The 23,338-nt window shown below is 70.1% G+C and carries 23 protein-coding genes, 1 tRNA gene and 1 pseudogene; 4 read left to right on the top strand and 21 right to left on the bottom strand.

All coding sequences use genetic code 11. The annotated features are described in order from the left end of the window. Window positions 1-236: 236 nt before the first annotated feature. From ACFV0G_RS11760 to ACFV0G_RS11750, 3 genes are all read right to left on the bottom strand, one after another. Complete coding sequence (locus ACFV0G_RS11760; protein WP_380545423.1) at window positions 237-1,088, bottom strand: type IV toxin-antitoxin system AbiEi family antitoxin domain-containing protein; 852 nt, start codon at window positions 1,086-1,088, stop codon at window positions 237-239. Between the two features lie 213 nt (window positions 1,089-1,301). Beyond that, on the bottom strand, window positions 1,302-1,463 hold the full coding sequence (locus tag ACFV0G_RS11755; protein ID WP_380545421.1) for a hypothetical protein: 162 nt from the start codon (window positions 1,461-1,463) through the stop codon (window positions 1,302-1,304). A 573-nt stretch (window positions 1,464-2,036) separates the two neighbouring features. Continuing rightward, window positions 2,037-2,312, bottom strand: a complete 276-nt coding sequence (locus tag ACFV0G_RS11750; protein ID WP_380545419.1) for a hypothetical protein — start codon at window positions 2,310-2,312, stop codon at window positions 2,037-2,039. Between the two features lie 329 nt (window positions 2,313-2,641). On the opposite strand from ACFV0G_RS11750, the gene ACFV0G_RS11745 reads away from it, so the two are divergent. Together ACFV0G_RS11745 and ACFV0G_RS11740 are read left to right on the top strand one after the other, a co-directional pair. Next, window positions 2,642-3,298 carry a DUF433 domain-containing protein gene (locus tag ACFV0G_RS11745; RefSeq protein ID WP_380545417.1) on the top strand — a complete coding sequence of 219 codons (657 nt, stop codon included), beginning with the start codon at window positions 2,642-2,644 and terminating at the stop codon, window positions 3,296-3,298. Continuing rightward, window positions 3,276-3,674, top strand: a complete 399-nt coding sequence (locus ACFV0G_RS11740; protein WP_380545415.1) for a DUF5615 family PIN-like protein — start codon at window positions 3,276-3,278, stop codon at window positions 3,672-3,674. The genes ACFV0G_RS11745 and ACFV0G_RS11740 overlap by 23 nt, the downstream gene beginning before the upstream one ends. A 50-nt stretch (window positions 3,675-3,724) precedes the next feature. Here the strand turns inward: ACFV0G_RS11740 and ACFV0G_RS11735 are convergent. From ACFV0G_RS11735 to ACFV0G_RS11700, 8 genes are all read right to left on the bottom strand, one after another. Continuing rightward, window positions 3,725-3,797 (bottom strand) — tRNA-Ile (locus ACFV0G_RS11735). A 638-nt stretch (window positions 3,798-4,435) separates the two neighbouring features. Continuing rightward, complete coding sequence (locus tag ACFV0G_RS11730) at window positions 4,436-4,633, bottom strand: hypothetical protein (RefSeq protein ID WP_380545413.1); 198 nt, start codon at window positions 4,631-4,633, stop codon at window positions 4,436-4,438. Between the two features lie 375 nt (window positions 4,634-5,008). Then, on the bottom strand, window positions 5,009-5,755 hold the full coding sequence (locus tag ACFV0G_RS11725; RefSeq protein ID WP_380545411.1) for a prepilin peptidase: 747 nt from the start codon (window positions 5,753-5,755) through the stop codon (window positions 5,009-5,011). An 86-nt stretch (window positions 5,756-5,841) separates the two neighbouring features. Beyond that, window positions 5,842-9,192: a hypothetical protein gene (locus ACFV0G_RS11720; protein WP_380545409.1), complete on the bottom strand. Its 3,351-nt coding sequence runs from the start codon at window positions 9,190-9,192 to the stop codon at window positions 5,842-5,844. A gap of 36 nt (window positions 9,193-9,228) precedes the next feature. After that, window positions 9,229-10,221, bottom strand: coding sequence for a hypothetical protein (locus ACFV0G_RS11715; RefSeq protein ID WP_380545407.1), 993 nt, complete (start codon window positions 10,219-10,221; stop codon window positions 9,229-9,231). Continuing rightward, window positions 10,203-10,868, bottom strand: coding sequence for a hypothetical protein (locus ACFV0G_RS11710; protein ID WP_380545405.1), 666 nt, complete (start codon window positions 10,866-10,868; stop codon window positions 10,203-10,205). Before ACFV0G_RS11710 ends, ACFV0G_RS11715 begins: the two co-directional genes overlap by 19 nt. Before the next feature lie 36 nt (window positions 10,869-10,904). After that, window positions 10,905-11,354 carry a TadE/TadG family type IV pilus assembly protein gene (locus ACFV0G_RS11705; RefSeq protein WP_380545403.1) on the bottom strand — a complete coding sequence of 150 codons (450 nt, stop codon included), beginning with the start codon at window positions 11,352-11,354 and terminating at the stop codon, window positions 10,905-10,907. Beyond that, entirely contained in the window at window positions 11,354-11,734 is a 381-nt protein-coding gene (locus ACFV0G_RS11700) for a TadE/TadG family type IV pilus assembly protein (protein WP_380545425.1), read from the bottom strand. Before ACFV0G_RS11700 ends, ACFV0G_RS11705 begins: the two co-directional genes overlap by 1 nt. A 267-nt stretch (window positions 11,735-12,001) precedes the next feature. Between ACFV0G_RS11700 and ACFV0G_RS11695 the strand changes: the two genes are divergently transcribed. Further along, complete coding sequence (locus ACFV0G_RS11695) at window positions 12,002-13,195, top strand: IS110 family transposase (protein WP_380545401.1); 1,194 nt, start codon at window positions 12,002-12,004, stop codon at window positions 13,193-13,195. 8 nt (window positions 13,196-13,203) lie between these two features. Here the strand turns inward: ACFV0G_RS11695 and ACFV0G_RS11690 are convergent, their stop codons facing one another. From ACFV0G_RS11690 to ACFV0G_RS11655, 8 genes are all read right to left on the bottom strand, one after another. Then, complete coding sequence (locus ACFV0G_RS11690; protein WP_380545399.1) at window positions 13,204-13,629, bottom strand: TadE family protein; 426 nt, start codon at window positions 13,627-13,629, stop codon at window positions 13,204-13,206. Between the two features lie 77 nt (window positions 13,630-13,706). Further along, the gene (locus ACFV0G_RS11685; RefSeq protein ID WP_380545397.1) at window positions 13,707-14,012 is read right to left on the bottom strand and encodes a hypothetical protein; all 306 of its coding nucleotides are present in this window, start codon (window positions 14,010-14,012) and stop codon (window positions 13,707-13,709) included. A 49-nt stretch (window positions 14,013-14,061) separates the two neighbouring features. Then, complete coding sequence (locus ACFV0G_RS11680) at window positions 14,062-14,970, bottom strand: type II secretion system F family protein (RefSeq protein WP_380545395.1); 909 nt, start codon at window positions 14,968-14,970, stop codon at window positions 14,062-14,064. After that, window positions 14,967-15,842: a type II secretion system F family protein gene (locus tag ACFV0G_RS11675; protein ID WP_380545393.1), complete on the bottom strand. Its 876-nt coding sequence runs from the start codon at window positions 15,840-15,842 to the stop codon at window positions 14,967-14,969. Before ACFV0G_RS11675 ends, ACFV0G_RS11680 begins: the two co-directional genes overlap by 4 nt. Beyond that, window positions 15,839-17,134 (bottom strand): CpaF family protein, encoded by a 1,296-nt coding sequence (locus ACFV0G_RS11670; RefSeq protein ID WP_380545391.1) that lies wholly within the window; start codon window positions 17,132-17,134, stop codon window positions 15,839-15,841. Before ACFV0G_RS11670 ends, ACFV0G_RS11675 begins: the two co-directional genes overlap by 4 nt. Further along, window positions 17,131-17,937 carry a hypothetical protein gene (locus ACFV0G_RS11665; RefSeq protein ID WP_380545389.1) on the bottom strand — a complete coding sequence of 269 codons (807 nt, stop codon included), beginning with the start codon at window positions 17,935-17,937 and terminating at the stop codon, window positions 17,131-17,133. Before ACFV0G_RS11665 ends, ACFV0G_RS11670 begins: the two co-directional genes overlap by 4 nt. Window positions 17,938-17,950: 13 nt before the next feature. Then, a complete protein-coding gene (locus tag ACFV0G_RS11660) occupies window positions 17,951-18,565 on the bottom strand; it encodes a hypothetical protein (RefSeq protein ID WP_380545387.1) in 615 nt (204 codons plus the stop codon). A gap of 1,819 nt (window positions 18,566-20,384) precedes the next feature. Next, a complete protein-coding gene (locus tag ACFV0G_RS11655; RefSeq protein WP_380545385.1) occupies window positions 20,385-20,645 on the bottom strand; it encodes a winged helix-turn-helix domain-containing protein in 261 nt (86 codons plus the stop codon). Window positions 20,646-20,779: 134 nt separating this feature from the next. Here ACFV0G_RS11655 and ACFV0G_RS11650 point away from each other — a divergent pair, with 134 nt between their 5' ends. Beyond that, complete coding sequence (locus ACFV0G_RS11650) at window positions 20,780-21,682, top strand: ATP-binding protein (protein WP_380545383.1); 903 nt, start codon at window positions 20,780-20,782, stop codon at window positions 21,680-21,682. A 378-nt stretch (window positions 21,683-22,060) separates the two neighbouring features. Here the strand turns inward: ACFV0G_RS11650 and ACFV0G_RS11645 are convergent. Together ACFV0G_RS11645 and ACFV0G_RS11640 are read right to left on the bottom strand one after the other, a co-directional pair. Then, window positions 22,061-22,722, bottom strand: a pseudogene (locus ACFV0G_RS11645) (nucleotidyl transferase AbiEii/AbiGii toxin family protein). After that, complete coding sequence (locus ACFV0G_RS11640) at window positions 22,719-23,084, bottom strand: hypothetical protein (protein ID WP_380545381.1); 366 nt, start codon at window positions 23,082-23,084, stop codon at window positions 22,719-22,721. The pseudogene ACFV0G_RS11645 and the gene ACFV0G_RS11640 overlap by 4 nt, the downstream one beginning before the upstream one ends. Window positions 23,085-23,338: the final 254 nt, after the last annotated feature.

The following is a 23,338-nucleotide window of genomic DNA, read 5'->3' as shown; positions in this document are numbered from 1 at the left end:
GCCGCGGGGCGCGGCCGCCGCGGGTGGGGGGGGGGCGGGCCCCCGCGACAGCCGCCCCCCCCCACCCCCCCCCTCGGGCGCCCCGGGGGGGGGGGGGGGGCGCGCCCCCGGCGGAGAGCCTGCAGGACACACAGAAGAGCGGGACGCTCCTGCGCGGCGTGGTCACGGCGTGGTCGGTGCCGACAGCGTCTGAAACCCCGCTCGGAATGGCGACGCATTGGCGTCGCCGGGTGTCATCAGTTGGCGGCTGCCGTGTACAGACCACGCCCGGTGCGCTGGACACGACCGGACTTGGTGAGACGCTCCAAGGCCGTGCGTACCGCATCGACGGTGCCGTTCTGACCGTCCAGCCCGAGTCGACTGCTCACCTCGCCAGCCCGCAGCGGCCCATCGCTCTGGTTCAGGACGTCCAGCACGCGCTGCGCGTCGGTCAGCCGCCGACGGCCCGCCACCGGCCGGGTTGGCGCCGAATCGCGCTCCGTGGCCAGCTGCGGACCGGTGTCCGGCGCGGCTTTGGGGGCCACCTTGCTACGGGTGGTCTGCTTCGGCCCGGTGGCGGTGGGAGCTCGGCGCGCGGTGGTCTTCTTCCCGGGAGCGGCCATCGGTGGTGCCTCCTGCGACTGCTTCCGGACGCCCGCCACCGCGGTCCTGCCCGTGGCGGGCTTCCCGGCCGCCTTCTTCGCCGTCTTCTTTGCAGCGCTGTCTGCCTTGCGCGTCACGGTCTTCTGGGTGCGCTTGGCTGCGGGCCGGGCCTTGGCTGGCCGGGCCGACCCGTCCGTGCCCACCGTCGCCTCGCCGCCGGCCTCTGGCCTGTCCTTCGGGACGTCGGCGTTGTCCTGCACTGCAGCAGGCGGCTCGCCCGGGCTCCGCGCGTCTACGCCAGCCGCTGAGTCCGGCCCTCCGACCGGCACGCTGGCCAGGGCCTCAAGGCCCTCCAGCACCGCCACCATCGCGTTCTCCTGGGCGAGGACGGCCGCGAGCTGGTCCTCCAACTTCCGCCGCTGCTCCCGCACGGCCGGCAGCTGTGCTTCCAACAGGGCACGTGTCGATCCCACACTGTTGTCCGTGCCGAACGTGCTTCCGCTCACTGGCGCTCCCGCTGTGTCAACTCGTGCTCGTACCAGGGAATCTACGTCGATCTTAGGCATTGCCCCAGCGGGATGGCGAAATCCGCCTCGTATTTTGGGTATGCGACGCCCGCCGACGAGGCCGGCCGCGGGACGGCCAGGCACCTCGGCACGCCTGTCGGAGAGCCGATTTCCTACAGGCGAGCCCGCTGGCACCGAGACGCGCATCCGGCATCACCGCGGGGCCTCCGCACACTGCTGCGGCGGCTGCACCGTGCCGCTGGAGGTCCGGCCGCCGGCGGATGCCTGGGTCGCGGCCTGCGCTGCCGCGGCGCTGGGCGGAAACCGGTCCGTCCCGGCCTCGGAGAGGCGCTGCAGGCCGGTCCGGACGATCACCGGCTGAATCCTGAGCACCCGGGTGCAGCGGGAACCCGACGGTATGGACCACGTGGGCCTGTCGCGCATCTGCCCCGAGATCCACGAGCCGGCCGGCGATCCGACGGCCGCGTTGGACCTCCGCGCTGCCCTTGCGGAAGCGGCGGAGGGTTGCGGCCCTGTCCTGGGTCCTGCGGTTCAAGCCAGGCCCAGAAGCACGATCTGTCAGGCCGAGGACTCATGGTCCCCATTACGTTCATGCGGGCAGCACTGGAGCTTCGACTAGGAGGAATCCAGGTGGCTCGATGCAGGGCGTGTCCGGAGCGGAAGGGCGAGTGCCGCAACTGTGAGGGGCTCGGCGAGGTGCAGGGCTTCTTCGGGCCGAAGAAGTGCAAGGCCTGTGGCGGCGACGGCCGCTGCACGTGGTGCAGCGGTACGGGCCACACGCCGGGCTGGTGACGACCTGGCCCAGGACGGCGCGAAGTCGCCCCGCCCTCCCGGAGGAGGACGGGGCAGTGCCGATGCGCCAGGCGGTCACACCCCGGCCCAATGCCCCGCCGCGCTGCTCACGGCAGGGCACACCCAAACCCGGGCCTACGCCGTCCAGATGTGCGAATCCAGCGGCGTCACCCGGTAGCTGATGTACTCCACCGCCGACGTCGGCACCACATGCACCGCGTACTCCGCGGCCGCGTCCGTCACGGGCCGCCCGTTCAGCGTCCGCGTGTCGATGTGCACGAGCCCGTTCTCGATCGCGACCCGCGTGTTGATCAGCGACGTGAGTGCGTTCGCGGTCCCATTCGGGTTCGGGACGCCTGCGGACGGGATGAGGCGGAGCTCGGCGACCGTGCGCCACTTCAGCTTGTCCATGGACGGGAGGATGCCAGACAGGTGCGTCAGCCGAGAGGCCCAATCGCGCTGATCCCCAGGACCTAATCATCGGCAGTGCCGGTCACGGAAGCGCAACCACTCAACCTACCCGGCGGTACCTGGATACGTTCTGGCCCTCGCCCGACAATGCGTAAAGGACTACTGCTATGCACTCCCGCCACCGCCGCCGCCCACCAGACGGGCCGCGGGGCGCGGCCCGGCCACGCACCAGGCGTGAGTGCCGTCCACTGGCGGGCATCGTTCTATGGATAGAGCCACCCGGCGCGACACAACCCGAACGGGGCGGGCACAGGGGAGAGGACCTTGGCATGGTCGACAAGCTGCACGACCCGCTGCTGACCGTCCGCGACGCCGCACGGCACCTCATGATCCCCGACAGCACCATGTACCGCTGGACCCACCAGGACGCCGCCGAGGCCCCGATCGTGCACAGCGTCACACCCCTGCAGAAGGGTTGGCCGTCGATCCCCTTCGTCGCCATCGTCGAGGGGTACGTGGCCCGGGCCTTGCGAGAAGTCGGCCTGAGCCTGCCGAAGATCCGCGAGGCCGCCGCGGCCGTCCGCCAGGAGTTCGGCGACCCTTACGGTCTCGCCACCCGGCGGATCGCGACCGACGGCGTGGACATCTTCGCCGAATTCTCCGACGGGGACCTCGCCCGCGTCTGCGACAAGCAGCGGCCGTTCCGCGAGTTCATCCAGGAACACTTGCGGTACATCCACTGGGACAAGACCGACGATTACCCGCAACGGCTCCGCCTGCGCCAGTACCACGATGTCGCCCCCGTGATCATCGACCCGCGCTTCGGGTGGGGCGCGCCGGTCCTGGAAAGCACCAAGATCCCTGTGGACGCGGTCGTCGGCCTCTGGACCGCCGGCGAGTCCTTCGACGACATCGCCGACGAGTACCAGATCGGCGTGGACCAGGTGGAGGAGGTCTGCCGGGTTGCCGCCATCCGCGCCGCCTGAGTTCATCGCCGACCGGTGCCTCGGGCGCCGCACCGTCACCCAACTCCGCGACCTCGGCTGGCGAGTCTTACATCTCAGCGACGTCTACCCGGACGACGGCCGGAACGTCCCCGACGAGGAATGGATCGCGGCCGCGGCGCGCAACGGTTGGGCAGTCCTCACCCAGGACGAACGCATCCGTTACCTGGCAGCAGAACGGGGCGCACTCGTCGTCGGCTCGCTCCCCATGTTCTGCCTCTCCAACGGGAATCTCCGCATCGCGGACAAGGTTTGGCGCTTCCACCAGTCCCAGGCCGCCACCTACCAGGAAGCCCGCAGCGGTGAGACGGCCATCTACGCCGTCCACGAGGACCGCATCGCACGGAAGTGGCCGTAAGCACAGAGCTGCCCCTGCCGGCGGCGCAAAACCGACAGCAGGGGGCGGTGCGGTGGGGACCGGAGTCGACCAGGTGTTCGTGCGGGGCATCAACCCGCCGCTCCAGCACTGAACTACCCCGCCAGGTCGGCGGCCCATCACTTGCGCGAGCGCGGGCTCCGCCACCCGTGCCGAGCAGGGTGGCGGCTCCCATCGCCACGAAGACCTTCACCTCGAGGCCGTGGCCCCGGGACTCGTGATCGGTCTGGGTGTCCCAGTAGCCCCGCCGGTCCGCGCGGATCGCGTCCAGTTTCGACTCCATCCGGATCTGGTCGTCGGCGATGCGCCGTACCTCCGCGTGGGTCTGGGCCGGGTTGATGTAGACGCCCGGGTCGGGCGTGCGTGGTCACTGGCGGCTCACCGGGTGAGCGGGAGTGCGACACAGTCCTGGGCCGGTGCGGTGACCTGGGTACGGGTTCACATCGCCACCGCCGCGCCGACGGCGATCGTGACGACGGCCTACAGGCTGGCCGGCCAGTGCAGGCCGACCGCGGCCGCGGCGAGGCCGGCCTGGATTGTGCCGACGAGTGGCGTGGCGGGGCGTCGTGCGCGACCAGGGCGACGACCAAGCCGACCGCGGCCGCGGCGAGGCCGTTGGCGAGTGCCTGATCGTCCGGGGTGAAGGCGAGTTGGAATGCGCCGGCCAGCTTCACGAAGGCGGCGATCAGGGCGAGTCACGCGGCGGGCTCCCCGCGAAGGGTGAAGCGCATGAGATTCTCCGATCAGGTGGTGGGTGTGGAGGGGGTCTGACCGACGGTGACGTCGACCTTGACGACGGCCTGGGCGATGCGGGGCATCGGCGCGTCCTCGTCGATGCCGTGCACGGAAGCGACCGCGGCCGCGTGTTGGCCGATCGTCGCGCTCTGGGCCTGCACGAGAGCCGGCGTCGACTCGGCGGCGTGCTTGAGGCTCCAGATCATGGCGTTTCACAGGTCGGAGCGTTCCTGGGCGCGGGTGCTCCAGTCGTCATCCTCGCGGTTTGGCCGGGCACCCACTGTCCGTAGTCGTCCGCTATGGCGGTGTCGCAGGTCACGCCGCCGGCGGTGATCGTTCCGGCCTGGCGGGTGTGGGCGTGAGGGTCCCAGTCGCCGCCGGACCAGGCGTGGATGTCGCGCAGCGCGTCGGCCACGGTGTCCTGGGTCCGCCCGTGCTCGGGGTCGATCAGAAGCTTGAGATTTAGCTTGGCGTCTTACGGCTGTTCTGGACGCCAGGCTGCTTCCCACACGCCCGGTGGGGATCCCGCTCAATCCGTTCTGCTCCCCGCACCCGCTGGGACGGTCCGCGGCCTGGATTCGTCAGTGGAGGAGCACTGACACAGCGATCGCGCCGACCAAGAGTGATGGGCCGAAGGCGAGCTCGGCCTTGCGGTCGGCGCGCCCGCCGACGATCAGCAGGACGGCGTGTGCGGCGCCGAGCAGCATGCCCGCGCAGATTCCCGAGCAGACGGCCGTCCAGCTGTGCCAGGCCAGCAGCCCGGCCAGCGCCGGGGCGAGCTTCGCGTCGCCCAGGCCCATCCCGCCGGTCAGGACGAAGGCCAGGAACACCACCGCCACGACTGCGGCCGCGGCCGCCACCCGTCCCAGGGCCATCCACTGGCCGCCGGTCGCGGCGGCCGCGACCAGCAGGCATGCGACACCGGTTGCAGCCGCGCCGGTCAGCCGGTCGGGTAGCCGCTTCACCGCGATGTCGATCAGGAGCAGCGTGGTGCCGAGGACCGCGAGCCACAGCTGGGCGGCGAGGAGCCATCCGGTCGCGCCGCCCGCTGTTACGGCGCCGAGGGCGAGAGCGGTGAGCACCTCAGGGACCAGGAGCGGCGGGCCGAGCCGCACCGTACTTCCGGCGGCGGTGCATCGGGTGCAGCGGCGGCGCAGCAGCAGGTCGGCGGCAGCGCGGCCGCGCAGGAGGTGGTGGCCGCAGTCAGGGCAGGCGGTGCGGGTGCCGGTGGGGATGCTGTAGACGAAGACCGCGGGCCGGACCAGGAGCGCACCGGCGGCGAGTCCGGCAGCAGCAACGAGCACGGTGTCGGCGGGGGAGGGGGACATGGGACTCCTGGACCGGGTATCGGGAAACAGAAAGGCGGGCCGGTTGGACGGTGGTGCTGTCCGGCCGGCCCGCCGATGGACTGGGGTTACAGGCCCCGGACGGCGCCGCGGCCGGCGGTCAGGCGCTGGATCAGCTGCTCGGTCTCGTCCTGGAGGCCGTCGAACTGCATCTCGCGGGCCATCCGGCGGGCCTGGTCGGCGACGTCGCGCACCCCGGCCGGGTTGCCGGCGCGGTGCTCGATGCGCATCCACGCTCGGTACAGCACCTCCGCGGCCGGCTCGACGCCGAGGCCGGTGGCGATGGCGGCGCGGGCGGCGTCGATGTCCAGCACGCCGTCCTGCACCCGCAGATGCGCAATCGTGTTGGCGACGGTGACGATCTCGCCGACCATCGTCTGCACGAGCGGCGCGGCCCAGGAGTGCGCCCCGGCGCCGGTGAACGGCCGTCCCCGCACGACGGCGAGCGCGGCCTCCAGGTCGAGGACCCCCGCCACCCCGTGCGGCAGGCCCCGTTCGGCGAGGTGCTTGAAGTCCGCGTAGTCGACCGTGACCTCCTCCGACAGCGTGTACTGCTGGACGCCCTTCGGCTTGGGCCGCAGATATGGCTCGCCGGCGGCGTCGCGGCCGAGGCGCCCGCGCAGCCGGGACATGTGGGTGTCCATGGTCGCGGGCGTCCACGGACTCATCGGGTCCATGTGGTTGGCGATCGCCCCGTAGTCCCGCTCGCTCTTGAAGATCAGGCACGCCGCGAGCAGGATCAGCCGCGGTGCGATTGGCGCCTCACCGATGCCGGTGATCCGCAGCGGTCCGAGAATTTGCACCTGCGGGGCCACCGGCTCGTCGCCCACCGCGGCCTCGCCTTCGCGCACCACGCTCACCCGGGCCTGCGGGCGGCGCCGCTCCGACCGGGCTTCCATCATCGTCACCCGAGGATCCGGGACCACCCGGCCACTGCTGCCGATGCTCTCGGGAGCTTCCGCTTCCGCCTTCACGGGCTCTGCCGTCGCGTCTGCGCGGTCCGGCCTGGTCTCGGCGCTTGCTGGTGCGGGGATCGGCTGTTCGTCGGTCGCCGCCCTCGTGGGGTCCGTGCCGTCGGTCGGTGTGCCGGTGCCAGCTTCCGGTAGAGCGTGCTGGTCGGGGACGGTCAGCAGCGACAGGTGCCCGCGGCTCCCGGCCGGCTGGGGCCCCAGGACCGCCGGACCGACCTGCGGGTGGTCCGGGTCGGGTGCCACGTCCCACGGGGCATCGGCGGGCACGGCTGGCTGGACCGCAGTGGCCAGAGTGGCAGTGAGCTGCCGATAGGCCTCGTCGGTCACTCGCTGCAGAACCACCTCCACGCCGTCGAGCGCCTCGACGGGCTGCGGCTCGGTGACGAGCGAGGCGTCGAGGACCTCGGCGTCCGGGAACAGCTCGGCCGCGCCGCCCGCAGCCGGGAGGACGGCGGCGATCTGCTGCCCGGCCGGGACCTTCCCCATCGTGTCCGCGAACGCGTACAGATCCTCCCGGCTGGGGAGAGCGGCGCAGACGACCATCCACGGCAGCGGCGCCAGCCCGCCCTCGTGCTCGGCCTGGTGGACCTCGACCAGGACCCGGGCCAGGTCGGCGGTCGCCGTGCTCAGGTTCGGGGTGTACATCACCCGGCACGCCGGCAGCAGCTGTTGAAGCTCCAGACCGAACCCCGCAGTCAGCACCTCGATGTGATCCGCCCACAGCGCGGTGCCGGCCTCCATCGCGATCCCGCGCGCGACCTCCCGCACCTGCTGCTCGTCGCCGTCCAGCAGAAGCACGCGCTGCAGCGGCAAGTTCGCCATCACCGCCGCACCGTCGGTATCCGTGCCGATCGTGGCCAGCCCCGGATAGGGCGCCGGGATCTTGCGGGCCTCGTCCCCATCGAGGAGAGAGACGCGGCCGCCGCGGACCCCCCACCAGCTGTCCGGGCGGCCACTGAACGGGGCCATCGGCTCAGCGTCCGTGTCCTCGGGAAGGATCTCGACGCGGTCGGCCTGGACCCGCGCCGCCCGCACCACGGGCAGCTGGCCGGGGTTGTGGGCGGCCATGGTGCGCAGCGCACGGTCGAGGAGGGCGGCGGAGGCGGGGGAGGAGGTGCGGTCGAGGATCTGCTCGACCGGGGTGATCTCCTCGGGCATGGCGATGCGCTCGCCGGGGCGGCGCTCGCGCTGCTGGCTGCGGCGCCGGAAGGCGATGACGGCGAGCGTGGTGGCGCCGAGCAGTGCGGCGATTCCGCCGACGGCCTGCGTGGCGGAGACGGGCGCCTGCGCCTGGCCGTCGGCATCGGCGGGGGCCGGTGCGTCAGCGGGCGCGCTTGGTGCCGCGGTGGCCGGGGCTGGCTGCTCGGTCGAGGGTGGTGCCGGTTTCGCGGCGGCCGGGGGAGTGGCGGGCGCCGGGCTGGCGGAAGGGGGAGCTGGCTGAGTCGCCGGAGGAAGCGTGGTGGGTGCCTGCGCGGTGGGCGGCGTCGTTGCGGCGGTGTGGCCGGGGATGACGATGATGTCGCCGGGGAACAGCATGTCGGGGTCGGTCAGGTGCCGGCCGCCGGGCTCCACGACGTCCTTCGTCGCCTCCAGCAGCTTCGGGTAGGCGTCGCCGTCGCCGAGCTCCTTCTCGGCGATCTTCGACAGGGTGTCGCCGCGCTCCACGGTGACCGTGTGCTGCCCGGCCACCGGAGCGGCCGCGGTGCCGGGGACGCCCTTGGCGTCGGCCGGCAGCTGCAGCCGCCATCCGGCGCGGACCAGCCCGGCCTCCGTCATCCGGCCGCCGTCCGGCTGCACCCGGTCCTTGTTGAGTTCGAAGATCTCCCCGTACCGCTTCCCGTCGCCGAGATACCGCTCGGCGATGTCCCACAGCGTCTCGTGGTGCGAGCCGGTCGAGGCCTGCACTGTGTACACGGGCCCGGACGCCGCGGCGGTCGGCGCGCTCTGCACGGTGCTCGCCTGCGCGGCCGACCCGGGAACGGCGGCGGCAACCGCGGCCATCCGCTGCACCGGGCCCTGCTGGAGCGGCATCGCGGACGCGGACGCGGCCTGCCCCACCGTCAGCGCCCCAGCGCCGACCAGCAGCATGGTCGTCACCAGCTTCCGCGCCAGCAGCTGACTGGCCCCGGCCGCCGGCAGCCGGACCGACAGGTCCGCACCCGACAGCGCCGCCCGCAGCTCCACCAGCACACAGACCAGGAACTGCGCCCAGAGCAGCCAGACGACGACCGCGAGGACATCGATCAGCGTGCCAGTGCCCACACTCTGCTGGAGGTCGTCCAGGGTCGGCACCGTGTGGGGGAGCGGCCAGCCGATGTAGCGGACCAGCCCGAAGGGGATACCGGCCAGGATGACGGCCAGCAGGACACCAGCGACCAGCGCCCCCAGCACGTCGCCGACGGTGCGTTGGCGGGCGCCGCTCGGCGCCTTGATCCTCGTGTTCGCCATCCCGGACCTTCTCCTCGGTTCTGCGCGTCGCCCGGGTTATCCGGTGACGATCGTCTGGATCTCGCGGACGATCACGTCCTGGGGCACCCCGCTGGTGGTGCCGTCCGGCAGCGGGTTCGCCGGGGCACCGAACGGGTTGCTCGACGGTGTCCAGGTCACCTTCCACGTCACCTGGGCAGTGAGCGGGTAGGTACCGCCCCGGCTGGAGCGTTGGTAGGTGATGTTGCAGCTGGCTACGGAGGAGTCCACCTGGTAGCCGGAGCCGCTCTTGGTGAACGGGTAGGTGCACAGGGCAGGGGAGGCGTCGCTGGTGCCCGCGTCGATCCGCAGCGACACCGGCACCGCGAGCGTGGACGCCGCGATGTGGACGCCCTCGTAGTCGAGGGACGCCGTGACGGACACCGGCTGGATCGGCTCCGCGAAGGTGACGTACGTCGGCAGGTTCACGGTCTGCTTGTCCGGGGCGGGGGAGAGCTTCACACTCGGCGGCGGCAGCTTCGTCGCGCCGTACGCCAGCTTCGACAGCATCAGCGGCGTCACCGCGAGCATCCCGGCCGGCGGGTTGCCCGTGGAAACCCACACGATGCCCGGCTGCTGGGTGCACGTCGCGGTGGTTGGCAGATCCCAGGCCTTCTTGGTCTTCACCATGCCCCACCACCGGCCGTCCTGGCCCCGGTGGAAGTCCTGGTCCGCCTTCAGCGCGTCGTACTCTTTCTGGGCCTCGGCTCCTATGGCTCCGGCCAGGCTGGCGAGGAGCTGCTGGAAGGCGGTATCGAATTCCTCGGGCGTGTACTCGGGCTCGTACCAGCACGCCGGTGGGTCCCAGGAGCCACCGACCGACGTGAGGTGCGTGCCGCCCTGGCCGGCGTCGTTGACCCGGAGCTCGACGTGCGACTCGATCGTGCCGATCGTGGTGCTGCCGCCCCAGCCGGTTCCGAGGTCCGCGTGGGCCGACGGCACGGCGGTGGCCGCCACGACCAGTGCCGCAGCGACCACCCCGAGGGACTTGCTCAGCTTGCGCCCTGGCACCGTGTCGATCCCTTCTCCGCCTGCGTGGACGACACCTGCCACACGCCCTTGTCGGACAGCGTCAGCGCGGTCGTCCAGTCGGTGTAGTCGTTGATGCTCGGGGTGGTCGTCAGGACCTTCCCGCTCGTTTTGTCCTTGGCGTAGGCCTTCGACTGGTCCTCGCAGTACGCGGCAACCACGTGGCTGGAGTCCTTCACATCGACGGCCAGCGCGTAGTAGTGGTCGGCCCCGTTGATGGTCTGGTTGCGGGACTTGAGCTGCGAGACGGCCTGGTTCATGTACGCGCCGGCCGTGCCGGTGTAGGCGTACACCATGGCAGGGCGGTTGATGTCGCCAGTCGCTTCTGCCTCGTTGAAGGCCCGCAGGGCATAGGCGAGACCGTCCGCTGCCTTGTTCTTGGTGGCATCGTCGCCGGTCTTGAAATCGACATTCACCGTGTAGTCGGAAGGCAGGGCGATGGCGGGTGCGCCCGGGGCCTGCGTGGGGGAGGGCGTGGTGGAGGCACTCGCGGTCGGTGCGGTGCTCTGCGCGCCGGTGATGTCGCCGCCGTTCGTGGAGCTGCTGGAGCTACAGGCGGTGGCGCTGGCGAGTACAGCGGCGGCCGCTGCTGCGGTGGTGAGGAGCTTGATGCGCTTAGTGCTGGGCATTCGGAGTTCTCCCGTCCCCTGATGGATCATCAAGGGTCATTGTTCCTGGACGGCTTGTGCGGTGGCTGTGCCCCACACGGTGAGGCTGCCGCTGCGGCTGAGGGCCGACAGGAGCAGGGGCGTGTAGGTGAGGCGGATCCGCACGGTGACCTGGTTGCCGCTGGTGCTCAGGCATCCGGAGGCGTTGATGTCGTCGCCGCTGAACCCGTCCGCGCGGACGAAGTCGCGGACGTTGCCCGCGCAGCCGTCGGCGTCGATGACGACGGTGCCGCCGTTGCGCAGGTCGGCTGCGCTGATGTGGTTGGCGGCGTAGCGGGCGGCTTGTTCGGCGATGTCGGCGGCGCGTTCGCGTTGGTGGATGGCGCGGCCGGTGTCGATGATGAACCCGGCGATGATCATGAAGAGCATGGCGGCGAGGATCAGGGCGATCGCGCCGGATCCACGGTCGGCCGGGGCCCGGCGCAGGCGGGCGAGCAGGGCGGCCATCACTGGACCACCCGCCGATACACATCAAGGGGGGCGGTCGACTGGGCCTGGATGGTGTTGCGGATGTTGACGCCGAGCATGCTGAGCCCTTTGACCTGGCAGCTGAGGGTGATGGTGAACATGCCGCCGGGCTCGAAGCTGCCGCCGGGGGAGACCTGGAGGCGGCCGCCGGAGCAGATCCCGGCGGCGTCCTTGGTCGCGGTGGTGGTGGCGGCGTCGACGGCCGATCCCCAGTCGCGTTGCAGGGCGCCGGCCCGGGCGGCGTCGCGGGCGGTGCCGTCCAGGGACGAGCGGGCCTGGGTGATCTGGCCGAAGGCGACCAGGACGAGGACGAGGAGCATCAGCACCGGGGCGATGATGACGAGTTCGACGGTGGAGATGCCGGCGTCGCCGCGCCGGGGCCGCGAGGTGTCAGCCGGCTCTACCTTCTGAGTCGGGTTGATCGAGCCATTCGTAAGGTTGGGTCGCCCAGGGGCGCTGGGTGTGGCTATCAGCCGGCTGCCGTTTGTGGCTTCTGATGCTTTGCCGCCCGGCGCCCCACGACGACTCGGCCGCCGATTAGGAAGTGCGAACAAGTCGCTGAGTAGAGCAATGCCGGCGAGGTCGTCCGTGGTATGTACTGCACGAACACGCACGTCAGGAGCACGATGAGTCGGATATGGGCGGGGATCGACAGTGGGAAGGGCTACCACCACGGCCTGGCCGTGGACGCCGAAGGCAGGACCCTGCTGTCGCGGCGGGTCGCCAACGACGAGCCCGAGCTGCTGCAGTTGATCGGTGATGTCCTGGCGCTGGCCGACGATGGCCAGGTGACCTGGGCGATCGACATGACCGGCGGTGAGCCGGCCCTGCTGCTGTGCCTGCTGATCAACCATGGCCAGGAGGTCCTCTACCTGCCCGGACGCCTGGTGAACCGAGCCTCCGACGGCTACCGCGGCGAGGGAAAGACCGACGCCCGCGATGCCTACGTGATCGCTGATCAGGCCCGTATGCGCCGCGACCTGCGGCCCATCCGTCCCGGTGACGAGGCCGCGATCGAGCTCAGGCTGCTGACCGGCCGCCGGGCCGACCTGGTCGAGGATCGCACCCGCGCCGTCAACCGCCTGCGCGGCACCCTGCTGAGCATGTTCCCGGCCCTGGAACGGGCCCTGGACCTGACCAACACCGGCCCGCTCATGCTGCTGACTGAGTACCAGACCCCGGCGGCGATCCGCCGCGTCGGCGTCACTCGGCTGACGAAGTGGCTGGCCAACCGCAAGGTCCGCAACGCCAGAGCCCTGGCCGAGGCGGCCGTCCAAGCCGCCCAGCGACAGCACACCGCCATCCCCGGGGAGAAGACCATCGCCCGTCTGGTGCACACCATGGCCGCGGGGGTGATGGCCCTCAACGAGCAGATCACCGAGATGGACAAGCTCATCGAGGGCCGATTTCGCGAACACGAACTCGCTGGGATAGTCGAGAGCGTCCCCGGAATCGGCGTCGTGCTCGGTGCCGAGTTCCTCGCTGCCATCGGCGGCAGCCTGGACGACTTCGCCTCCCCAGATGCCCTCGCAGCGTTCGCTGGCGTCGCCCCCGCACCGAAGGACTCCGGCAAGGTCCACGGCAACCTCCATCGGGTCAGCTACCACCGTGGGCTCCAACGCGTCTTCTACACCTCGGCGTTGGTGAGCATCCGATGGGACCCGAACTCGCGCGCGTTCTACGACCGAAAGCGATCCGAGGGAAAGAAGCACGTCCAGGCAGTGCTGGCCCTGGCCCGCCGACGAGTCAACGTCCTGTGGGCCCTGATCCGTGACCAACGGTGCTACCAAGTCACACCCCCAGTGATCGAGACGGCTTGACAGCCACATTAGGAAGCATCGGGGATGAACCTCTCGATCGGGCCGATGGACCTGGTGGTGACGCGCAGGTGCAGCCACGGGACGACGGGCACGACCGTGGAGGTGACGGTGATGCCGACCTGGTCGCCGTCCTGGATGGGCGTGATGGTGGCGGAGCCGACCAGGGCCGGGCCGAGGGTGTCGATCCGGGTCTGGCTGGTGGATCGGGCGAGGTCGCGCCAGCCGCCGGGGTTGTCGTCGGCGGTGGCGCGGGCCTTGCGCGCGCCGGCCTGTGCGGCCGCCTCGGTGACCTGGGCGGCGAAGAAGTACATGCCGAACTGGACGATGGAGAGCAGCATCAGGAACAGCAGCGGTGTGATGAGCAGGAATTCCACCGCGCTGGCACCCCGGTCGCCGCGCAGCCATGCGCGCAGCTGGGTCTGGAGCTGTTCCATGTGTGATGTCCCCCTTGTCTCCGTCGTCCAGTTCGCAGGGCCCGCCCTTGCAGTGGGGCGGGCCGGTGAGCCTGTGGTTAGTTGCAGCCGCCGTTTTGGGTGGTGTCGGCGCCGGTGATGCAGGTGCTGACGCTGGTCGACTTGGTGGTAACGGCGATCTTGATGGCGAGGATGGCGAGGCCGACGATGACGATCACCCCGGCGGTGATGAAGATGAATTCGACCGCGGTGTAGCCGCCTTCCTGGCGCGCCTTGGCCGCCTCGATGCGGCGCAGCAGTGCGCCGATGGCGCGGTCCTTGAGGGCGGCGACGGCGAGCAGCGCCGTCAGCAGGCGCGCGCCGGCGCCGGTCGTGCCGGTGGGACGGACAGCGATGGTGGACATGCGGTTTTCCCCTCGATCGGTAACAGAAAATCCAGGTGGGACAGGTAGGTCAGAGGGCCATGACGCGGGTCAGGGCCGGGTAGCCGAGGAAGATCAGGAAGCCGAAGCACAGCAGTAGCTGGGCGACGAGCATCGACTGCGACTTCGCTGCGGCTGCGCCTTCCAGGTCGGCGAGTTCGCGCTTGCGCAGGGTTTCGGCGCGGGCCTTGAGCGACTGGCGGATCTTCGCGCCGTCCTCGGCGACCAGGGAGACGGTGGCGGACAGGTCGACCAGTTCGGGCATGCCGACTTCCTGGCCGAGGTGGCCCGGCGCTGCCCAGTACGGCAGACCGGTCAGGCGGGCGGCGTCCAGGGCGCGCCGGATGCGGACCATTGGCCAGCTGTCGGACGCCTCCGCGGTGGATTTCAGGGCCTCCGGCAGGCCGGAGCCGCCCGCGAGGTTGAGGTGGACCAGGGTCAGGTAGGTGGCGACGATCCTCTTGAACTCGGCGCGCTTCTTCTTCGCCTCGGAGCGGACCTCGCTGTCGGGAGCGAAGAAGCAGCCGACGATGAACAGCAGCGACAGCCACAGCGGAGTGAACGGGCTCGACGTGATGCCAGTCATCCACAGCACGGCGGCAAGCAGCGGGCCGAGGAGGAAACCGGCCCCGGCGTAGAGGACCTTCTGCGCCAGGAACGTCTCCGTGGGCTTTTCCAGCAGTGCCAGGTCGGTGCGCAGCGAGGAGAGGGTCCAGCCCTGCGCGGCGTAGAACGCGGCGACCTTCGGCCCGATCCGAGCGAGCGCCCGATCCTGTGCGGTGACCAGGACGGGCGGCGCCTGGACGGTGGGAGTGGAGGAGCGGAGCGCGTCGATGCGGGCCAGGGCGGCGACCGCGCCGACACGCCGCGGAACCAGAGAGGTCACCAGCAGGTACAGGCCAGCGCCGACGGCACCGCCGGCAATCAGCGTGAGGATCACCGGTACACCTCCTGCTGCCGGATGAGGAGCCGATCGGGGGCGGGGACGGTGGACAGGCGGCGCAGCCACACCAGCCCCCCGACGAAGAACGCCATGACCAGGAGCAGGACGCCCTGGCCCTGGAGGGTCTGGTAGGGCTCGACGTAGGCGGGGTTGAACACGGCCATGCCGATCGGAAAGGCGGTGATGACGCCGATGACGATCTGGACGCTGCGGCGGGTGCCGGAGCGCTGGGCGAGGATGCGGCGGCGCATGTCGGCCTCGTCGCGGGCGGTCTCGGCGAGTTCGGAGAGCACGTCGCGAAGGCCTGGGCCGCGTTGGCGTGCGTTGTCTTTCAGCGCGATGATCACCAGGTCGGCGGAGCCGTCGTTGAGGTCGTCGGCGAACGCGTCCAAGGCGACGCCGAGGGAGGTCTTGGCCCGGAGACGGTCGATCAGGGTGAGCAGGTGCGGGCGCAGCGCGGGGTCGGCAGCGCGGGCGGAGGCCTGGACGGCCTGTTCCAGGCCGGCGCCGGCGGACATGGTGTCGCGCAGGCTCTCGGTCCAGGAGGCGAGGGCCTCGATGCGGGCGAGGGCGGCCTTCTCCTCCTTCGCGCCGCCGAACAGCCGGTCCCAGAACAGCACCAGCAGTGCCACGCCGATCGCGGCGACCGGCCAGCGGGTCACCAGCAGCACCAGCACACCGACGCCGCCGGCCACCCAGCCTCGGCGGCGCGCGAACACCACCAACTGCTGCGCTGCGTTCGGACCAGTTCGCTGGCGGCGGGGCCAGCCGATCAGCGAGGCGATCATCAGCGCGAGGCCGCCACCCGCGGTCAGGCCCGCGAGCAGCGCGAGCAGGAGTTGCGGGGTGAGGACGACGTTGCCGCTCATGTCCACACCCCGCTCGGGTAGTAGCCGTGCTCGGCGAGGTCGTCCAGGCAGGTAATCGGGGCGCCGGGCAGCAGCTGCCCGAACGGGTCGAGCCTGAACACCTCGCTGGACAGCACCCGGCCGTCGAAGCCGTTGACTTCGCGGATGCTGACGACCCGCCGGTGGTACTCGCCGCTTTCGCGGTCGCGGACCTGCCGCAGGAAGATCACGAAGTTCACTGCGCCGGCGATCAGCATGTGCGAGGCCTCGATCGGCAGCCGTTCCTGCGCCTGCAGCGCGTAGGTGGCGATCCGGTCGAACACCTCCGCGGAGCCGTTCGCGTGGATCGTTGACAGCGAGCCGTCGTTGCCCTGGCTCATGGCCTGCAGCATGGTGACGATCTCATCGCCCAAGACCTCGCCGACGATCACCCGAGACGGGTTCTGCCGCAGCGAGCGGCGCACCAGCTGCGCCATCGACACGGCGCCCTGGCCCTCGGAGTTCGGCAGGCGCTCCTCCATGACGACGATGTCGGGGTGGAGCTCCTCGAACTCGTCCAGGCCGAGCTCCAGCGCGCGCTCGACGGTGATCAGACGCTCCTCGGGGCCGATCGTGTTCGCCATCGCCCGCAGCAGGGTCGTCTTCCCCGAGTTCGTGGCGCCGGCGATGATGCAGTTCTTCCTCGCCCTGACAGCTGCGCGCAGGAACTGCCCGACCTCGGCGGGCAGCGTGCCGTTGCCCTCCAGGTCCTCCAGGAACACCTTGCCCAGGCGGGCGCGGCGGACGCTGAGGGCCGGTCGGCGCGTGACGCCCATGACCGCCGAGAGACGCGAGCCGTCCGGCAGCCGCAGGTCCAGCTCCGGATTGGCGGTGTCCCACGACCGCGAGCTGAGCCCTGCGGTGGCCGCGAGGGTCTGCACCAGCTCGATCAGGTCCTCGTCGCTGTCCACCAGCGGGGCATGGCGCTCCTTGCGGCCCCCCGCGTAGACCACGAACGTGCGGTCGCCCTGGATGTCGATGTTCTCGATGTCCGGGTGCTCCAGCAGCGGCTGCAGCGGGCCGGCGCCGAACAGCGAGGCGTGCACCGCCTCCGCGAGGACGGCCTCCTCCTCCGCACTCGGCACGCCGAGGCCCGCGGCGGCCTGGGCACGGAAGTGCTCGGTGAGGGTGGTCTGGATGACGGAGCGGGCGTACTGCCGCTCCACGTCGGGTCCCATGGCCGGCCGGCCGAGGAACTCGTCGCTGCGCCGCTGCTCGGCCAGCTGGGAACCGACCTGGCCGCGGAGCTGGCGTACGAGCTGGTGGTCCATCATGAGCGCACCTCCTGCACGTGCTGGGGCCGGTCGGGGATGCCGAGGCGGTAGCGGCCGGCGATGTTGGCGACGGCGTGCCGGGCGGCACGCATCAGCTCGGACTTCTCGACCCTGCCGCCCTTGCGGCCGGCCAGCTGCGCTGCGCCCAAGGCGTCCAGCGGCAGGCAGGTGATGACGGAGGCCGGGAGCTGCTGACGCAGCAGGAGCTGGTTGACGCCAGCGGCGACCTTGACGTGCTCGCGCTTGGGCCCGACGAGCAGGACGGCGATCGGAGGGCCGGCGGCGCCGTTCGGGCTGAGTCGGGCGGCGAGGGCGGCGATGCGCTCGCGCAGCGCGGCGATCTCCTCCGCGGTGGTGCCTGAGATGAGCAGGATCAGCGAGGCCATCGGCAGCATCTCGGCCGGGCCGGACCTGGGGCCGATGCGGCCCATGTCCGCGATCACGTCGGCGTCACCGAGGGCAGCGAGAGCGCGGCCCAGCAGCGGCCACGTGCCCTGCCAGGCGGTCGCCTGCTCCGGCGAGGCCAGGCCGAGCAGGGCTTCCTGGCCGCCGTTCAGCCGCTGGGCGTGCTCCCACACCAGAGCGGGCGGCAGCCCGCGGCGCCCGGCGAGGGCCAGCGACAGCATGCCGATCCGCGGATCCAGCGGCTGCCCGGTGTCGGCGGCGTGCCGGTACACGAGGTCGCCGCCGGCCTCGTCGACCTCGGCGAGCAGGGAGCGCCGCGGCCAGACCGCGGCTATGGCGAGCGCGGCGGTGCTCACCCCGGGGGCGCCCTTGGCGGACGCGACGGCGATCAGTGCCATGATCCGCCCCCTTCTACTTCGGGTCGGCGGAGAGCAGGACCAAGGCGACCTCGCCTGCGGAGGCGGCCTGCGCGACCTGCCCGGCCTTGTCGGCAGGGACGAGGATGCTCAGTGACAGGTTCGAGTTCACCGCGCCGGCCTCCGCCTTGAAGACCTGTCGCACGGTGGCGCTCGCGGTGAGCTCTGTTCCGTCGTTGCCGGTGCCGGCGGCCGCCGTGCCGGTGGGGTTCTTGGCGGCGTCACGGCCGACCCACCACACCCGGACCTTGTCGCCCTCGCGCAGGCCCGGCGGGAACTGCCCGGCCTTCAAGGACAGGCCGACGACCGCCTGGTCGGAGGCGACGGAGCCCTTGTCGGTCAGCATCGGCCCGGTCAGCAGTGTCCCGGCCGGGATCTCGGACGCCGCGAAGTAGCGGGACGCCAGCTGTCCGCGCTGGTCCCAGCGCACGAACGGCACCGCGGTGTCCTTTGCGACCTGGATCTCCTGGATCGCCGAGGACGGGATGCGCTGGCCCGGCGCCACGCGCTGTACCACCTTCACCGCGGCGACCTTCTCGCTGGCCTGCTGGACCAGCACGGTCGCCCCAAGGCCGCCCGCCACGATCAGCAGCGCCGCGAACACCGCCATGCCCGTCCGTCGTTCCCGCACCACCACTGGTACCCGCGCGCCCCCTCCTGGGTGCTGCAGTGCACTCCGTGGCGTCGGGGCGCTGCGGGACGGTGCCGGCCCGCTGGAAGTCTGAGTCACGTCTATGCCCCCACCTGCGTTGTGTCTGTCCTGGATGCGATCTGACGAAGCGTCGCCCGATCAGGGTCGATATCGCCCGACCCCCGGAGGGTGGTCCTGCCTGCGGACGCGCCCTGCAGCTGGATCACAGCTGGTCAGTCATTCGCCCGATGCCTGACATGGCAGCATCGCCCCCGTTACCCCCGAGCCCTGTGGCACGCCCCCCGGCGAACCTGGTCACCTATGTGCAGGTATGACCAAATCACTCTGATGACTCGGCGCCTCAGAGCTTTCAAGCAGTCACAATACGAAACTTTCGGCCGCATGTGCATGCTAATTCGGTCACGCCGTGCATGCTCCAGGCATACTCAAGGTGAAAGTGCCATTAGTCGCGGATGTGTCCAGAGGATGGCGTTCGACCAGATTTGCGAGACCTTGCAAGTCGCTGGCCGGCCCGAAGACCACCCGAACGGGGCCTCGTCCGAGGTCCTGACCTGCGCCTTCGGAAGCACCTGCCAGGGGCCGGTCCAGATCGGCCCAGGCCCCGTCGGTGGTCGTCGGCCGGGCGGAACCCCGGCCGACGACAGCGGACGGGGACCGGGTCAGCCCGAACCGTCATCGACATCTCGGGGCAAGTCCGACCGGACGGAAGCCTGCCCACATCTCAAGCCAGGTTGAGTACCGTGTGGGCATGAGCCTCGGCCCTGCTACCTTCGCCCGCCTTCGTGAGATTGCGGACGAGCTGTCGGCGCTGCCGGCCCAAGCCCCGCGTGGAGATCGGCCCTCAAGGACTTGTCATGGGGATGCCGTCCACGACGCCGCACGGCTTCACTGCCATGAACCTTGCGCGGCAGATCATGGCTCAGACCCCGGACATGTATGCCCTGATGGATACGGACATGCAAGATGTGGCGCTCGGGCGCCTGCGGGTGCCGGACGTGATGGCTCTCCCTGAGGACTTGATCGACGAGCAGAGGAGCCCGACGGAATCACGTACCGCAAGACGCGGACCTATGACTACGGACAGGATGTGCCCGTAGGGAGATGGCTGATCGAGACCGGCCGTTTCCCCTGGTGCCGCTGACCCGGCGACCCGCGGCATTTTCGTGTCCGTGGCCGACTGACCCGCCGCCCGTGACGGTAAAGGTGCGGCGCATTCTGGATCACCGCCCCAATACACCACCCTCCGGCGTCCCCCGGTTCCGCTCAAGCTGTGTTGGGCGATCTTCCTCATCGACTACTTGTATGCCGTCCATGGCTGAGGCAAGCGGAGCCGCCTGTGCCTGAGCTGGCACCTGTCCGCTCTCGCAGCAACACCAGGACCCTGCTGTTCCTCCTCGTCCTGCCCCGCGGCGCGACCCTCGCATCGACCACGTCATCACCCAGCGCTCGGCGACGCACGCGCCGGCGCCTACCTCGCCGTCTTCTGGTTGCACCGCATCGCCGTTCCCCGCGGCCTCACCCGCGCCGGCGCAGCCCTCCTCCCCGCTGGACGCGTGGCACCCTCTACACCGGCTGGCTCCTGTCCGTCGTGGCCGTCGCCCCCGCCACCCACCTCGACCAGGCCTCCACGAAGAGCATCGACCTACTGGCCGCCCCCGCCTTTCTCCTGATCATCGCCAGTCCCAGCCTCGCTCCGGCTGCGCCGTCGCCCGTTACGGCCGGCACCAGTGCGCGATCTGGCGCATACCCCGCTGTCTATGGACAGGTGATGAAGCCCTTACGTCGCGCCCTGTTTCACCACGTAGGTTCCCTTGGCGGGGAGGGTGACGACCAGGCCCCTGCCGCGCAACTCCCGCACTGCTCGTCGTGCCGTCAGATAGGCAACCCCGTACTGAGTCGCGAGGTCGCGTTCTGCAGGGAGCATTGCCCCTGGCGCCAGCCGGCCTGAGGCGATCTGCTGGGCGATGTCGTCGGCCACTTGCTGATACACGTATGTGGGCCGGGTCGGGTCGACGATGTGGCTGCGATCTTCGTCCATCCTTCGAGCGTGATGCGACGCACTGCAGTGCGCCTCAGCAGATAGCCGCACACAGCTATGTACTGCTATACATAGCAGTAGCTCCTGAGGGGATAAGTGCACCGGCGTCATAGCGGACGACTGTAAGGAGGCGTGTGAGCAAGAAAAACGCGCGAGCAGTGCGCCATATGGGCAGTTCAGTCGTCTGTCTGCCGTCACAGCTCCTGGGCCTTGGCCGGAGGCTCGTCTTCCATGCAGCCAAACGGAACGGACTCAGAGCGATGACCGAGGCCCTTCTCCCATGTGTCGAGGCGACCGGCCGGGAGGTTTGGATGCCTCACCACGTGCGGTCCGCTGGTGTTGCACGTGCAGAGCTACGGCGTTTTCTTGCCGAGGTAGAGGGCGGCGAATGTTACCAAGAGGCCGGTGAGTTGGCGCTGACTGAGCTGGTCGCCAACGCCGTTCGACATGCACGCTGCCCTGCGGACAAGCAGATCTTGATCCGGTTCGCACTGGTTTCGGGGATGCTGCGGATCGAGGTGCACGACGCCGGGGACCGGCTGCCGGCAGTGCGCACGGCAGATGATCAGGACGAGGGCGGGCGCGGACTGTGGCTGGTACAGCAACTGTCGGTCGACTGGGGGTGGGAGCGTCGCCAGGGTAGCGCCGACAAGTCGGTGTGGTGCCTCGTGGCGCGGGCTGATTGCAGCGGCGAGGCAGAAGAGCATGATCGGACGAAAGAGGAGATTTGCGTGATCGCTGGCCGGGGCGCTACGGGGATCACCGGGTGGGACGGGCCCGTGGTCGTTGAGATCGAGGATGTGACCGCTCCGGCGACGTTCAACCGGCTGCCCGACGCCGTGGCAGCGGCCTGGAACGCTGTACGCAGACTTCCGATGACGACTGTGCAGTACGAGGCGTACAGGTACTTTCTCACTCGTGCCGATGCGGTCGAGAGGGTCGGCGAGTTCATCCGGCGTGACGGTGAACTCAACCTCTCGCTCAGGATGGATGGCCGGTTGCACTGCTTGCGGATGTGGCCGTCCGCCTCAGGATGAGACGAGTGTCGCTCGGAGGGACGGCCGGGCAAACCGGCCGTCTTCGAGCATTGGATGCCCTGCGATTGCCTGGTGAGGCGATCTTGCGGCGAGAGCCGGACCCATCCGTACGGCAGGTTTCAGCACGGGCCTGAAAGGCTTGAGACTGAAGCGGCCGAGGCGAGATCGGCCAGGCCGCGCTGCGATACGCCCAGAGCCTATCGATCGGGTCTGGTGCCGCTCGGAAGGGCTGGCTGGCTGGAAGGTGAGCCAGAACCAGCGCGAGCAGTGATCGGGACTGGTCCGTTCCTCTGTCCGCCTTTGCCGTACGAGGGGTGATCGACCTGCTGGGGGCGGCCGAGGGGGCACGCGAATCTCAACGAGGTCGGGCGCGGAACCTCACTCGGAGTCCTCGCCCGATGACATACGAGCCTCGACATCCTGCGCCCACTGCTGTGCCCATGCCCTCAGGCTCTCGATCTCGCTGGTGCCAAGCCCGTAGGCGGCAAATTCTTCATCTGCGTACCACTGCGCGCCAGTGAGACGGTTGTGCAGGTCCTCGAGGTTGAACTCGTCGCGGCCATGGCGTCGGCCGAGCCGCTCCAGCTCCTGAGTGGTTCGCAGCCGGGATGCTGCTTGAACGTCGATCAGGTCTCGGACGGCTCCGCGGCCGGCGAGTGCGCGCATTTTGGTGCCGATGACGTCGTCCAGCGCAAGGACCGGGCCGTAGGCCGTCTGCCGAGGCGGCTCCCAGAAGTTCTCTTTGAGAACATCCACTTCGCATTCACCACCAGCCTGGTCGCGGACAAGGAGACGGGCCGAGAGCGGGTCGACACTCACCACCGTCACCAGCCAGTCCGGTTCTCGAGGCTCTCTGCGAGATTGTGGGCGATGCTGTCATCGGCGCAGGGTTCTCTGTGGCGACATCCAGGTCCTGGCTGAGCCGCTGGACCAGGCCGTGGGCCTGGACCGCATAACCACCGGTGATCACGAGGGGGGTAGTGCGTGCCGATGGCCAGTACGTCGCTCAGCAGGCGGCGGTGCAGTTCGGTCAGCCTCACGCGGCAGCCGAGTGTCCGGAGAACAGGTTCGGGAACGCTCCTTCCCAGGCGTCGCGGACGTACCGGCTGACCAGGTTCCGGAGAATGGGCCACTGTGCGCGTAGAAGGTCGCGGTTCAGGTATGCGATCACATCGTCGCGCTGACCTTCGCCCAGGACCTGCCGGTAGAGACTCATGCGCAGCCGCGGGTTACCGAGGTCGAAGGCGCGGAGGCCTGACCAGGCCACGAGGAGGGGGAGCTCGACCTCTCCGCTGGCTGGGCCGTGCAGATCCGTGAGCGAGGAGGGCAGCCTGCCCGTGTACCGCGCGCGCAGCACATCCCCTGCGGATGAACCTGCGGAGGGAGAGGTCATGGGTGCCATGCCGATGATTATCTCCCACTGTGAGCCCTGAGGTTGGCGGATATCCCTGTTTGGGCGCGCGTGTGGGACTGCGTCGTTGTGGCCACGCGCGCTGCAGCCCGAACCGGCTGACGCCAGCAGCCAAGGCAGTCCTCACCCCGGAGAGGCAACGCTGAAAAGGCTCAGTGAACCTCTTTCATCCTGAGTTTTCGCAGGTGAGGAGGGTGTGGACGGCGGCGACGGTGCGGCTGATGCGGTTGGTTGAGCAGCGGGCT

Origin of the sequence: Kitasatospora sp. NPDC059571, from assembly GCF_042735675.1 — a bacterium.
Lineage (GTDB): Bacteria > Actinomycetota > Actinomycetes > Streptomycetales > Streptomycetaceae > Kitasatospora.
The sequence above is the reverse complement of the archived record's forward strand: the minus strand, read 5'-3'. Positions and strand labels throughout refer to the sequence as shown.